Annotated in this window: 12 protein-coding genes; 4 read left to right on the plus strand and 8 right to left on the minus strand. The window is 58.8% G+C overall.

The features are described 5' to 3' along the window. Positions 1 to 118: 118 nt before the first annotated feature. The 3 genes from livJ to AC6CWS_RS02070 form a co-directional block, all read right to left on the minus strand. The gene (livJ, locus tag AC6CWS_RS02060; protein WP_002920812.1) at positions 119 to 1,222 is read right to left on the minus strand and encodes a branched chain amino acid ABC transporter substrate-binding protein LivJ; all 1,104 of its coding nucleotides are present in this window, start codon (positions 1,220 to 1,222) and stop codon (positions 119 to 121) included. A gap of 257 nt (positions 1,223 to 1,479) precedes the next feature. After that, positions 1,480 to 2,724: an aromatic amino acid transport family protein gene (locus AC6CWS_RS02065; RefSeq protein ID WP_060589716.1), complete on the minus strand. Its 1,245-nt coding sequence runs from the start codon at positions 2,722 to 2,724 to the stop codon at positions 1,480 to 1,482. A gap of 147 nt (positions 2,725 to 2,871) precedes the next feature. Then, on the minus strand, positions 2,872 to 4,137 hold the full coding sequence (locus tag AC6CWS_RS02070; RefSeq protein ID WP_023291230.1) for a 4-aminobutyrate--2-oxoglutarate transaminase: 1,266 nt from the start codon (positions 4,135 to 4,137) through the stop codon (positions 2,872 to 2,874). A gap of 118 nt (positions 4,138 to 4,255) precedes the next feature. Here AC6CWS_RS02070 and pdxR point away from each other — a divergent pair, with 118 nt between their 5' ends. Beyond that, on the plus strand, positions 4,256 to 5,779 hold the full coding sequence (gene pdxR / locus AC6CWS_RS02075; protein WP_065883168.1) for a MocR-like pyridoxine biosynthesis transcription factor PdxR: 1,524 nt from the start codon (positions 4,256 to 4,258) through the stop codon (positions 5,777 to 5,779). Positions 5,780 to 5,824: 45 nt separating this feature from the next. Here the strand turns inward: pdxR and rpoH are convergent, their stop codons facing one another. From rpoH to ftsY, 4 genes are all read right to left on the minus strand, one after another. Continuing rightward, complete coding sequence (gene rpoH, locus AC6CWS_RS02080) at positions 5,825 to 6,679, minus strand: RNA polymerase sigma factor RpoH (RefSeq protein ID WP_002920815.1); 855 nt, start codon at positions 6,677 to 6,679, stop codon at positions 5,825 to 5,827. 269 nt (positions 6,680 to 6,948) lie between these two features. Then, on the minus strand, positions 6,949 to 8,004 hold the full coding sequence (ftsX, locus tag AC6CWS_RS02085; protein ID WP_002920816.1) for a permease-like cell division protein FtsX: 1,056 nt from the start codon (positions 8,002 to 8,004) through the stop codon (positions 6,949 to 6,951). Continuing rightward, entirely contained in the window at positions 7,997 to 8,665 is a 669-nt protein-coding gene (gene ftsE, locus AC6CWS_RS02090; protein WP_004202097.1) for a cell division ATP-binding protein FtsE, read from the minus strand. Before ftsE ends, ftsX begins: the two co-directional genes overlap by 8 nt. 2 nt (positions 8,666 to 8,667) lie before the next feature. After that, positions 8,668 to 10,200 carry a signal recognition particle-docking protein FtsY gene (gene ftsY, locus AC6CWS_RS02095; RefSeq protein ID WP_065883170.1) on the minus strand — a complete coding sequence of 511 codons (1,533 nt, stop codon included), beginning with the start codon at positions 10,198 to 10,200 and terminating at the stop codon, positions 8,668 to 8,670. Between the two features lie 182 nt (positions 10,201 to 10,382). On the opposite strand from ftsY, the gene rsmD reads away from it, so the two are divergent. Continuing rightward, positions 10,383 to 10,979 carry a 16S rRNA (guanine(966)-N(2))-methyltransferase gene (gene rsmD / locus AC6CWS_RS02100; protein ID WP_023291233.1) on the plus strand — a complete coding sequence of 199 codons (597 nt, stop codon included), beginning with the start codon at positions 10,383 to 10,385 and terminating at the stop codon, positions 10,977 to 10,979. Then, positions 10,969 to 11,244 (plus strand): DUF1145 family protein, encoded by a 276-nt coding sequence (locus tag AC6CWS_RS02105; protein WP_004202092.1) that lies wholly within the window; start codon positions 10,969 to 10,971, stop codon positions 11,242 to 11,244. The genes rsmD and AC6CWS_RS02105 overlap by 11 nt, the downstream gene beginning before the upstream one ends. Before the next feature lie 13 nt (positions 11,245 to 11,257). Here AC6CWS_RS02105 and AC6CWS_RS02110 read toward each other — a convergent pair whose 3' ends face one another. Continuing rightward, on the minus strand, positions 11,258 to 11,608 hold the full coding sequence (locus AC6CWS_RS02110; RefSeq protein WP_023291234.1) for a DUF2500 domain-containing protein: 351 nt from the start codon (positions 11,606 to 11,608) through the stop codon (positions 11,258 to 11,260). A gap of 150 nt (positions 11,609 to 11,758) precedes the next feature. Between AC6CWS_RS02110 and AC6CWS_RS02115 the strand changes: the two genes are divergently transcribed. Next, positions 11,759 to 12,385: a lysoplasmalogenase gene (locus AC6CWS_RS02115; RefSeq protein WP_004173987.1), complete on the plus strand. Its 627-nt coding sequence runs from the start codon at positions 11,759 to 11,761 to the stop codon at positions 12,383 to 12,385. Positions 12,386 to 12,452 lie beyond the last annotated feature (67 nt).

Genomic DNA, 12,452 nt, shown 5'->3' on the forward strand with positions numbered 1-12,452 from the left:
AGCATTTCGCGTTGCAAAAAGGCGTCAAGACCCGAAATCCCCGGGAGCTTACATCAGTAAGTGACCGGGGTTGAGGGGCGCAGACAACGCATTTGCAGCGTGAAAGGCGCCGGTTAAATTATTTGGCGTCGGTCGCCGTACCGTTAGCATGCCAGGTAAAGACACCGAACTCGAAGCCTTTCAGGTCGCCTTTCTGATCCCACGACAGCGGGCCCATCACGGTGTCTACCGTCGCGCCTTTCAGGTATTTAGCGATTTCCGCCGGATCGTCAGACTGATTCAGGCCCGCCTGCAGCGACTGCAGCGCCGCGTAGGTGGTCCAGACGAAGGCGCCGCTCGGATCCTGTTTCTTCGCCTTGATCGCATCCACGATCGGTTTGTTCGCCGGCACCTGGTCGTAGTTCTTCGGCTTGGTCACCAGCAGGCCTTCCGCCGACTCGCCGGCGATGTTAGACAGGGAGACGTTCGCTACGCCTTCCGGGCCCATAAACTGGGTTTTCAGACCGGCAGCGCGGGCCTGACGCAGGATCTGGCCCATTTCCGGGTGGTAACCGCCGTAGTAGACGAAGTCGATATTCTCTTTCTTCAGGCGCGCCACCAGAGTGGAGAAATCTTTCTCACCGGCGGTGATCCCGTCGAAGAAGACCACGTTCGCCCCGCCTTTTTTCAGGCCATCCTGCACCGCACGGGCCAAACCTTCGCCGTACTGCTGTTTGTCATGCACGACTGCGATACGCTGCGGCTTCACTTTGTCGAGAATGTATTTCGCCGCGGTTGGTCCCTGGTCGGAGTCCAGACCGGTGGTGCGCAGGATCAGCTTATAGCCGCGCGCGGTCAGTTCCGGCGCGGTCGCTGCGGGGGTGATCATCAGAATGCCTTCGTCTTCATAGATGTCAGACGCCGGCTGAGTGGAAGAGGAGCACAGGTGGCCGATAACGTATTTGATCCCGTCGTTGACCACTTTGTTGGCGACCGCTACCGCCTGTTTCGGGTCGCAAGCGTCATCATATTTTACGATTTGCAGCTTATTGCCCTTAATGCCGCCCTTCGCGTTGATATCCGCTACCGCCTGCTCGGCGCCAGTAAACTCCTGATCGCCGTACTGGGCCACCGGGCCGGACATCGCCCCGACTACCGCGATTTTGATATCTTCCGCCAGCGCCGCGCTGCTCATAACTAAGGCAATACATCCTGCCAGTAACGCTTTACCCTTCATATTCATCCTGAGGCTCCCCATTATTATGGTTTTTGCATTTGTTGTGATGTTGTTTGTTAGCGCATTATTTTGTTTATATCGATAGGAAAAGCATATGATAGCTAACCAACCGGGGGCTGCTCGCGCTTTTGCAGCACACTATGCTAAACATACCGTCATTCTGAGGAATTTGAAACGACTAAATTGCGGGCTATGTAACAGATAAGTGACAAATAAAAAAACCGCGCCAGCATGAACCGGACGCGGTGCAAAACAGGCCCTGATTACCAGCCAGCGGGCAGGTAGCCTACCGCGGACGCTACCGCGTAGACGGCGCTGCAAAGATACAACAACACAATGAAGCATTGGATAAGCGGATGGGTCATCCAGGCCGGACAGGTCCAGCCCGGCGTCAGGTCGCCACGCTGGCGGGCGCCCTTGAGCATCAGGATCGGCATAATCGATAAAATAACGCCGCTGAACACCCCGGCAAAATAGAGCGCGTTGACGAAAGAGACCATACCGCTGTAGGCCAGCACGAACGGCGGGATCGCCACCACCAGCAGCACCATCAAGCGGCGGGCGGGCTGTTCATCATTCCCCAGGCGGAACTGATCGAAGATATTGGTCAGGAAGCTGCCGCCCAGTCCCCAGTAGGAGGTCAACATCGCGCACAGCGCAAACAGGTTGGCGGAGAAGAAGGCCCATTCGCCAAGCGCCCTGCCCCAGGAGATGGTGGCCACATCCGAAATATTGTCCAGGCCATTAAGCGAGATCACCGACAGCGGCACCAGCGCCAGCAGGGTAAAGGTCAGCGCCATACCGACCATAATGGCTTTAGGCAATTTTTCCGGTTTGTCGGCGAAGCCTCGCGCCATTTCCGGGACGATATACTGTGCCGAGAAGCAGAACGCCACGACGTTGAAGACCGGAACCATATACAGCCAGTTGCCGTCGAGCAGATAGCCCACGCGGGTGGTCTCTTTCAGCAGCGTGGCAATCACCAGCACCGAGATCATCACCACCATACCGATGCTGATAAATTTCTCGCCGCGGCCGATCGCCTTCAGCCCCAGATACAGCACCCCTGCCGCCGGGACGAAAAACAGCACGCTGCCCAGCGCCGGCGAAATGCCAAACAGGGAGTAGAGCAGCTTGCCGCTGCCGGTCATATAAGCCGTCAATGCGCCGACGCTGTTGACGCAGACGGAGAGGAACATCATCAGCGCGCCAAAGCCGCCGACGTAGCGCTTTGATAATCCGCTGAGCTGCAGATGTTTACGCGTGCGGAGCGTAGATTCCGCGACATAGAGCATGGTCACCGTGGTCAGGCTGCCCACCAGCACCAGCCAGAACAGCAGCGGTAAGAAGCCTGCTTTGCTTGACGCATAGGCGATGGAGAGGACACCCGCGCCGATATTGGTACCGACAATCATCGATACCCCTTCGACGAAGCTCAGAGATTTTGCAGGGACAGCCGTACGTTCCCGGCCGGTGAGGGCGGGAGAGAAGGTGGAGTTTTCAGACATAATACTTTCCGTTTTACTCCGGCGGTTTTCTCCGCCGGAAAAAAGGTGATATCAGGGTGATAAACCACTCACGCTGAGCATGAACAGCCGGCTGCGGCTTCCTGTTTCTGTTCGGCTTCCCTGCCGCCGCAGCCCACCGGGGAGATGTTAGCTCTTCAGTACGCGCGCCAGAATATCCAGCGCTTTCGAGAACTGGGCGTCCGGAATCGTCAACGGATAGAGGAAGCGGATCACGTTGCCGTAGACGCCGCAGCTCAGCAGCAGCAGGCCGTTCTCCTGCGCTTTCTGTTGCACCTGGCGGGTGAACTCCGGCGACGGCTCGCCAGTTTGCGGATCGTTAAACTCCACCGCCACCATCGACCCCCGACCGCGGACATCGACAATCGCCGGACAGGTGGCGCGCGCCTGGTTGAGCACTTCCTGCAGATGGCTACCCAGCTGTTCAGCGCGCTGGCACAGCTGCTCCTCAGCAATCACATCCAGCACCGCGTGCGCCGCGGCTACCGCCAGCGGGTTACCGGCATAGGTTCCGCCCAGGCCGCCTGGCGCTGGGGCATCCATCACCTCGGCGCGACCAACGACGCCCGACAGCGGGAAACCGCCGGCGAGGCTTTTCGCCATCGTCATCAGATCCGGTTTCACATCATAGTGCTGCATGGCGAACAGCTTGCCGGTACGGGCGAAACCGGTCTGCACTTCATCGGCGATCAGCAGAATGCCGTGGGTATCGCACAGATCGCGCAACGCCTGCATGAAATCGGCTGGCGCGACGTTAAAGCCGCCTTCTCCCTGGATCGGCTCGAGGATGATGGCCGCGACCTGATCCGGCGCAATATCCGCTTTGAAAATGCGCTCCAGGCTTTTCAGCGCATCCGCGGTGGAGACGCCGTGCGCCGCATTCGGGTAGACACCGTGATACACCGAGCCCGGGAAGGGGCCGAAGCCGATTTTGTAGGGCGCGACCTTACCGGTGAGCGCCATGGTCATAAAGGTACGGCCGTGGAAGCCGCCGCCGAAAGTAATCAGCCCCGGACGGCCGGTGTAAGCGCGGGCAATTTTCACCGCGTTCTCGACCGCTTCCGCGCCGGTGGTGAAGAAGGCCGTTTTTGCCGGCCCGTCAATCGGCGCCAGATCGTTGATACGTTCCGCCAGCGTGACATAGCTTTCGTACGGCACAATCTGATAGGCGGTGTGGGTGAACGCCTGCAGCTGGTCAGCGACCGCGGCAACCACCTTCGGATGACGGTGACCGGTATTTAACACGGCGATACCGGCGGCGAAATCGATCACCTCATTGCCTTCGATATCCCACAGCGTGGCGTTCTCCGCCTTCTCGACAAAGTAGTTACACATTACGCCTACGCCGCGCGGCGTCGCCTGCTGGCGACGTTGATTCAGTTCTGAGCTTTTCACCTGCGAATCTCCTGTCGTGTATGTCACGTTATCGCAACAAATTAGAAACGATGTCGTTTATTTACACAGGAGTTGGCCCTATAATCGAGTACCAATTTTGAATATCTGAGGGATCCAATTGCGTTCGCTGGTGGGTGACCTGGTGCTGGTCCGTCTGCAGGAAGAGCGCGACCCTCTTCTGCACAAACGCTTATACAACGCGCTTCGCCGCGCGATCCTTGACGGTTCGCTGGCGCCGCAAAGCCGCCTGCCGCCGTCGCGGGACCTGGCGGGAGAGCTCGGCGTATCAAGAAACACCATATTAACAACTTATGAACAATTACTGGCGGAAGGATATGTGGTTTCCCGTCGGGGAAGCGGAACATTCGTTGCCAAAACCGCGCCTGAAAGTTCATTGACCGCTAAGGGGAAGCGGGAAAACAGCAGTATCGCGACATCGACGGCGCATCTTTCACGCCGCGGCCAGCATCTGCTCAGCCAGGTCAGCGCCAGTCCACGCCAGTGGGGAGCGTTTATTCCCGGCGTACCGGACGTTAACGCCTTTCCCCATCCGCTGTTCAGCAAGATCCAGGCCCGCATCAGCCGTCGCCCAAAGCCGGAGCGGCTCAGCTACAGCTGCAACGGCGGTACCCCGGAGCTACAGCAGGCGCTGGTGGATTATCTGCGCGTATCGCGCGGCGTCCACTGTCAGGCAGATCAAATTCTTATCACCGAGGGGATCCACCAGGCGATTGACCTGGTCACTCGCATGCTGTGCGACAACGGCGACCTGGCGTGGGTGGAGGAGCCTTCCTATTGGGGCATTCGCCATGTGCTGGCGATGAACGACGTCCGGGCGGCCCCCATCACCGTCGATGCCAATGGGCTGTGCCCGCCAGAAACGGTTGACGATGCGCCGCGGATCATCTTCGTCACCCCCTCTCACCAGTATCCGCTGGGCGCGGTGATGAGCCTTGAACGCCGTCAGCGGCTGCTGGCGCTCGCCCGCCAGCAGGGCAGCTGGATCGTCGAAGATGATTATGACAGCGAGTTTCGCTTTTCCGGGCAGCCCATCCCCGCCCTGCAGGGGCTGGTGGCCGATGCGCCGGTGGTCTATATCGGCACCTTCAGCAAGACGCTCTATCCCGGCCTGCGCCTGGGCTATGTGGTGATCCCCCGCCCGCTGGTCAGCGATCTGAAGCACGCCCACGCCGAGCTTTATCGCGGCGGCCATTCGCTGATCCAGATGGCGCTGGCGGAGTTTATTACCGCTGGTCACTACTCGGCGCATATCCGCCGCATGCGGCTGCTCTACAGCCGTCGTCGCGCCTTTTTAACCGAGCTGATTCAGCGGCACTGTATGCCCGACGCCCTGTCGGACTTCAGCGATAATGCCGGACTGCATTTGATCCTCAATTTACCGGAGGAGGCGGACGATGTGGCGATCGCCCGCGAGGCCAATGCGCGCCACATTCTGGTGCGGCCGCTCTCGCGCTACTACCTGACGGCGGCGCGTAAGAAAGGATTATTGATGGGATTTGCCAGCCAGCCTGAGGAGCAGATGGCGCCGGCGTTCAGCGTGCTGATAGGCTGCCTGCGGACGCACTGTCCAGAGGTGCTGCTGCCCATGGATGGCGCAGAAAAACAAAACGCCCCAACCTGAGGCGGGGCGTTATCGGGGTGCCTGGCGTCAGGCAGGGGTGGCGTATCAGGCTTCGATCGCGGCACGCAGTTTTTTCATGGCGTTCTTTTCCAGCTGACGCACGCGCTCTGCGGAGACGCCGTAGCGGTCAGCCAGCTCCTGCAGCGTGGACTTGTTGTCTTCGTCCAGCCAGCGGGCGCGGATGATATCCTGGCTACGCTCGTCCAGGCCCTGCATCGCGTCAGTCAGCTTATTCGCCGCCTGCTCTTCCCAGTTGTCGTCTTCAATGCCGTCGGCAAAGTTTGACGTTTTGTCCTGCAGATAAAGGACCGGCGCCATCGGCTGGCTGTCGGATTCATCGTCCGACGACATGTCGAACGTCATGTCCTGGGCCGCCATACGGGATTCCATCTCGCGGACGTCTTTGCTCGACACGCCCAGCTCACGGGCCACCATTTCCACTTCATCCTGGTTGAACCAACCCAGACGCTGTTTGGTTTTACGCAGGTTAAAGAACAGCTTACGCTGTGCTTTGGTGGTAGCGACCTTCACGATACGCCAGTTGCGCAGCACGTATTCGTGAATTTCGGCTTTAATCCAGTGCACGGCGAAGGAGACCAGGCGCACACCCACTTCCGGGTTGAAGCGACGCACGGCTTTCATCAGGCCGATATTGCCTTCCTGGATCAGATCCGCCTGCGGCAGGCCATAGCCCGAGTAGTTACGAGCAATGTGAACAACAAAGCGCAGGTGAGACAGAATCAGCTTTTTCGCTGCTTCCAGATCGCCCTGGTAATGCAGCTTTTCAGCAAGCTCCCGCTCTTCATCAGCCGACAGCATCGGCCAAGTGTTAGCGGCCCGGATGTACGATTCCAGGTTACCAACGGGGGCTAAAGCTAAAGTTTGCATTTCTTTGGTCATTCAAATCCTCTCAATTGATATCTTCTGACGTGGTCTTGTCCCCATCAAGCAACAAGCATGCCAGCATTCATGAGCAACGAGAATATCACTCACATTAGTATCAGACAGTGATTTTATCCACAAGTTCCCTGCAACGGTGTGAATAAATTACGCACAAAATGTGACACCACGATGAAAAAGTGAGGGCAGGAAAAGGAGAACAAGCTTGCGGTATCTTTCCCTGCGAACAGGAACTCATTGCAGCAGGGAAAGATTATATCACGCTTTTTTTAATCGGGAGTAAAGTGACGTAAATGTTGCACTGTCGCCAGCCAGGCGGCCACCCACCCGATCATCGAGCAGACGATCAGCATCAGCAGACACTCGTCAAAGCCTAAGCCGCTCAGCTCAAACTGGGTGCCGAACACCTTCGCCACCTCGGTCACTGCCGACGAGAGGCGCATTACCAGAATCTCCGACAGGATCAGCGATAAAAACGCGCCGGAGAAGCCCAGCATCGCCCCGCCGTAGAGGAATGGACGCAGGATAAAGCCGTCGGTGGCGCCGATCAGTTTCTGCACGTTAATGGTATCGCGGCGGGCGAAGATGCTCAGGCGCACGCTGTTGCCGATCACCAGGAACACCGCCGCCACCATCAGCACGCCGATCATCGCCGACACGCGGCCCACCAGCCCGGTGAGCGAGGAGAGGCGGGCAAACCAGCTGTCGTCCATCCGTACTTCATCGACCCCCTGGATCCGCGATACCCGATCGCGCAGGGTGTTCAGCGCTTCCGTGCTCTGGAAATCCAGCTTCGGCACCACGATGGCGACCGCCGGCAGCGGGTTCTCTTCCAGCATATCCAGGGCGCCGCCAAAGCCGGACCAGTTACGGAATTCACCCAATGCCTCGTCACGTGACAAATAGTTCACCTTGTCGACGCCCTGCTCCGCCTGCAGCTGGCCGACCACCCGCGCCGCCGCATCGTCATCCAGCGTTTTTTCCAGATACACGGTGATCTGCGGCGAGGGATAGTACTGTGACGCCGCGCTGCTGACGTTTTTGTAGACCATGTAGCAGACGCTTGGCAGGGTCAACGAGATGGCGATAACCATCACCGTCAGGAAGGTCGCCAGCGGCGTGCTTTTTAAATCCTGGAGCGCGCCGTGCCAGGCGTAGCGCACCTGCTCGTTGAACACGTTGCTCTTACGCGAGGCCGGGTTAGGCGCCGCTTTCGGCCGTTTTGGCGCATTGCGCCCGCCGCCGCCGCCGCCCGCCGCGTTGCGCAGGCGATCGAACTTGCTGCCGAACTGGCGGATTTGGTTCATTGCGTCGCGCTTATTCACCCCGAATGCCTCCATGCAGATGGCCATCGCTGAGCGTCAGCACGCGGTACGGACGGCTGGAGATAAGCCCCAGATCGTGCGTGGCCATCAGTACCGTCACCCCGACGCGGTTAAACTCTTCAAACAGACGTAAAATCCCCTCCGAGAGCGCCTCGTCGAGGTTACCGGTCGGTTCATCCGCCAGCAGCACCGCCGGCTTGTTGACCACCGCGCGAGCGATCCCCACGCGCTGCTGCTCGCCGCCGGAGAGCTGAATCGGAAAGTTCTTCGCTTTGTCCAGCAGCCCGACCTTATCCAGCGCCGCCGAGACCCGGCGACGAATGTCATCGCCGCTGGCGCCGGCGATAATCAGCGGGATCGCCACGTTGTCATACACGGTACGATCCATCAGCAAATGGTGGTCCTGGAAAATCATGCCGATCTGGCGGCGCAGGAACGGCACCTCACGGCTCTTCAGACGGCTGATTTCATGACCGCTGAAGAAGATTTTCCCGGCGCTGGGCCGTTCGATACCACAGATAAGCTTCAGCAGGGTACTTTTCCCTGCGCCGGAGTGGCCGGTCAGAAACGCCATCTCGCCCGGCTGCAGGTGGAAGTTCACCCCCTGCAGCGCTTGTCTCCCACCGAGATAGGCTTTGCTGACTTGTTCAAAGCGAATCATTCTTAATCCTCTCGGGCAAAAAGTGCCTCAATAAAGTCGCCCGCATTAAACGGACGCAGATCCTCAATACGCTCGCCGACGCCAATATAGCGAATCGGAATGCCGAACTGGTCGGCCACCGAGAAGATCACGCCGCCTTTGGCGGTGCCATCCAGCTTGGTCAGGGTGATCCCGGTCAAACCTACCGCTTCATGGAACAGTTTGGCCTGGCTAATGGCATTCTGCCCGGTGCTGGCGTCGATGGTTAACATCACCTCATGCGGCGCGTCGACGTCCAGCTTTTTCATCACCCGGACGATCTTCTTCAGCTCTTCCATCAGGTGCGATTTATTCTGCAGACGCCCGGCGGTATCGGCAATCAGCACATCAACATGGCGCGCCTTCGCAGCCTGAATGGCGTCGAAAATCACCGAGGCGGAATCGGCGCCGGTGTGCTGGGCGATCACCGGGATATTGTTACGCTGGCCCCAGACCTGCAGCTGTTCCACCGCCGCCGCACGGAAGGTATCCCCCGCCGCCAGCATCACCGATTTGCCCTGCTGCTCAAACTGACGCGCCAGCTTGCCGATGGTGGTGGTTTTCCCCACCCCGTTCACGCCGACCATCAGAATAACAAATGGCGTTTTGCCTTCAACATTCAGCGGCTCATCCACTTTGGCGAGGATATCGCCCATCTCTTCTTTCAGCAGACCGTACAGCGCTTCCGCATCGCGCAGTTGCTTACGGCTGGCGCCCTCGGTGAGATGAGTAATGATCTTGCGGGTAGTTTCCACCCCGACGTCGGCGATCAGCAGTTGCTCTTCCAGCTCTTCAAACAGATCGTCATCGATCTTCTTACCGCGGAACAGGCTGATAAATCCGGAACCGAGATTTTGTTTGGTTTTCAGCAGGCTACGCTTAAGGCGGGCGAAAAAGCCTTCTTTCGTCGGTTTTTCCTGCTCCTGGACCAGCGCTTCCACCGGCGCCTCTTCCTCTGGCGCCGGCACCACCACCGCCGCCTCTTCCGCCGCCTCGGCCGCCAGCGCCTGCGCTTCCAGCTCTTCATCGCTTAACGGCGCGTCCTCTTCCGGCGCTTCCGTCTCCTGAGGTTGGGCCACGACATCCTCTACAGGCTGCTCAGCCACGGCCTCCGCCGCCACCGGTTCGGCGATAACGTCCTCCACCAGCGACTCAACCGCTGCCGGCTGTTCCTCCGCCTTCAGCGGTTCGCTGACCGCAGGCTCCGGCGCGACGACCGGCGCCTCTTCAACCAAAGCAGGCGCTGGCGCCGCCTCTTCTTCCGGCGCGCTGCCAGGCTCCGCGAGGTGGGCCTTTTCGTTTTCGACCACCGTCCCGGTGACCTCGACGACCTCTTCGGCAAACGCCTCCGGGTCCGCTTTCGGCGCGCTCGGCTCGGCAGGGGTTGCCGCCGCCGGCGTCTCATCGGCAACCGCTTGTTGTTCTTCTACTTTTTGTTCAGTCTCGGTTTCCTGTGCCTGCTCTTTCTGTCCAAAGCCCAGCCAGGAAAAGAAGCCACGTTTTTTCTCTTTTGCCATTTGCGACCACACTCCTCGCTGTTTATTCATGGCGCAGCTTCATCAGAAGCTGAAAAAATGATGAAATTAGTTGGATAGTCTATCACTTAACTTAACTCGCAGCACCGCCCCCGGATTAAGGTTTCGTCAACCGCCGTCGATCGCTAGAATAGCAGGCCGGAAGTTGAGACTTGAGCAGAGAGATGAAAAAACCAAACCACGCGGGCAGCGGCCAGATCCGCATCATCGGCGGGCAATGGCGCGGCCGTAAATTACCGGTGCCGGAGAGCCCGGGCCTGCGGCCGACCACCGACCGGGTTCGCGAAACCCTTTTTAACTGGCTGGCGCCGTCCATCGTTGACGCGCACTGCCTCGACTGCTTTGCCGGCAGCGGCGCGCTGGGGCTTGAGGCGCTGTCCCGCTATGCGGCCAGCACCACGCTACTGGAGATGGAGCGCGGCGTCGCTCAGCAGTTGCAAAAAAACCTGGCCACCCTGAAAGCGGATCGCGGCAAGGTGATCGCGACTAACACCCTCAGCTTCCTGAGCCAACCGGGCACGCCGCATCAGATTGTGTTTGTCGACCCGCCGTTCCGTCAGGGGCTGCTGGAGGAGACGCTGCGCCTGCTGGAAACGCAGGGCTGGCTGGCCGACGAGGCCCTGGTGTACGTCGAAAGCGAAGTCGAAAACGGTTTACCGCCGGTACCGGCGAACTGGCATCTGTATCGTGAAAAAGTGGCCGGACAGGTCGCGTATCGTCTTTACCAACGTGAGGCCCAAGGAGAGAACCATGCTGATTAATTTAGGCCGCCTGCTGATGCTGTGCGTCTGGGCCTTTCTGTTATTGAATCTGTTTCAGCCCTTCCCGAAGCCGCTGAATATCTTCGTCAACGTCGCGCTGATTTTTATGATCCTGATGCACGGTCTGCAGCTGACGCTGCTCAAGGCGACGCAGCCGAAGGATGCCCCGCCGCTGGGCCGCTTTGAGCAAATCCGCATTTTTATCTTCGGCGTGTTTGAGCTCGTCGCCTGGCAGAAAAAACTGAAGGCGACGCTGAAGAAATAGTCCTGACAAGGGCTCAGGGATCGGGCGTGAACGCCACGAACGCTGTGCCCTTATAACTTAACATTCCGCGATCGCCGACGCTCAGCGCATGATACTGCGGCGCGTCAAGGCGAAACACCACCTCCAGCCCGCCGTTCTCAGGGCGAAAGCTCGCTTCATAGCGCATCTCGCTGCCCGCAGGCGTCACCGTCTGCTGCCTCGAACGCCGATCGTTAATCACTTTTTCCCGCTTATTGCTGACGATCACCCGCTTTTGCAACACCGGCGCGGCGTCGTTCGCCAGTTTTTCGCGGCGCTGCTGCACATAGCGAAACGAAGCCGCCACCACAATCACCGCGACGACCAGAACAAAAAAGAGCGGCATTTTACTCATTAAGGTTACCCATAAAAAATATCAGGAATCAGCATACTGCGACTGGAATAACATTGTCATCTGCTGCGCCAAACCACTACACTGAGTGGTAGCTTCACGCATCCGTAACTTTCCTTATGATAACAGATACAGGGACTTACTATGCTTTGGTCATTTATTGCTGTCTGTTTCTCCGCATGGCTTTATGTCGATGCATCCTATCGCGGGCCGGCCTGGCGACGCTGGGTATTTAAACCTGTCACCCTGATTCTGTTGCTGTTGCTGGCCTGGCAGGCGCCGATGTTCAATGCCATCAGCTACCTGGTGCTGGCCGGCCTGTGCGCCTCCCTGCTCGGCGATGCCCTGACCCTGCTGCCGCGCCAGCGGGTGATGTACGCGGTGGGCGCCTTCTTCCTGTCGCATCTGCTGTATACCATCTGGTTCGCCAGCCAGCTGACGCTGTCGTTCTTCTGGCCGCTGCCGCTGGTGCTGCTGGTATTCGGCGCCCTGCTGATGGCGGTGATCTGGAGCCGGCTGGAAGAGATGAAAATGCCGGTGCTGACCTTTATCGGCATGACGCTGGTGATGGTCTGGCTGGCCGGTGAGCTGTGGTTTGCCCGCCCTACCAACACCGCGCTGTCCGGATTCGCCGGCGCCGCTCTGCTGCTGCTGAGCAATGCCGTGTGGCTGGTGAGCCACTATCGCCGCCGTTTCCGCGCCGATAACGCCATTGCCGCCGCGTTTTACTTTGCCGGCCACTTCCTCATCGTGCGCGCGCTGTACCTGTAATTTAGTCCTTGACTCTGGAGTCGACTCCAGAGTGTATCCTACGGCTAATGAGAAAATTATCATTTAC

The organism is Klebsiella sp. M041 (genome assembly GCF_059759695.1).

What these genes read in the sequence shown, in the direction of transcription:
- AC6CWS_RS02065 (WP_060589716.1), bottom strand. Translation starts at nt 2,724, where the DNA reads ATGTCTGAAAACTCCACCTTCTCTCCCGCCCTCACCGGCCGGGAACGT.
- rpoH (WP_002920815.1), bottom strand. Translation starts at nt 6,679, where the DNA reads ATGACCAAAGAAATGCAAACTTTAGCTTTAGCCCCCGTTGGTAACCTG.
- ftsY (WP_065883170.1), bottom strand. Translation starts at nt 10,200, where the DNA reads ATGGCAAAAGAGAAAAAACGTGGCTTCTTTTCCTGGCTGGGCTTTGGA.
- AC6CWS_RS02115 (WP_004173987.1), top strand. Translation starts at nt 11,759, where the DNA reads ATGCTTTGGTCATTTATTGCTGTCTGTTTCTCCGCATGGCTTTATGTC.
- livJ (WP_002920812.1), bottom strand. Translation starts at nt 1,222, where the DNA reads ATGAATATGAAGGGTAAAGCGTTACTGGCAGGATGTATTGCCTTAGTT.
- AC6CWS_RS02110 (WP_023291234.1), bottom strand. Translation starts at nt 11,608, where the DNA reads ATGCCGCTCTTTTTTGTTCTGGTCGTCGCGGTGATTGTGGTGGCGGCT.
- AC6CWS_RS02105 (WP_004202092.1), top strand. Translation starts at nt 10,969, where the DNA reads ATGCTGATTAATTTAGGCCGCCTGCTGATGCTGTGCGTCTGGGCCTTT.
- rsmD (WP_023291233.1), top strand. Translation starts at nt 10,383, where the DNA reads ATGAAAAAACCAAACCACGCGGGCAGCGGCCAGATCCGCATCATCGGC.
- ftsE (WP_004202097.1), bottom strand. Translation starts at nt 8,665, where the DNA reads ATGATTCGCTTTGAACAAGTCAGCAAAGCCTATCTCGGTGGGAGACAA.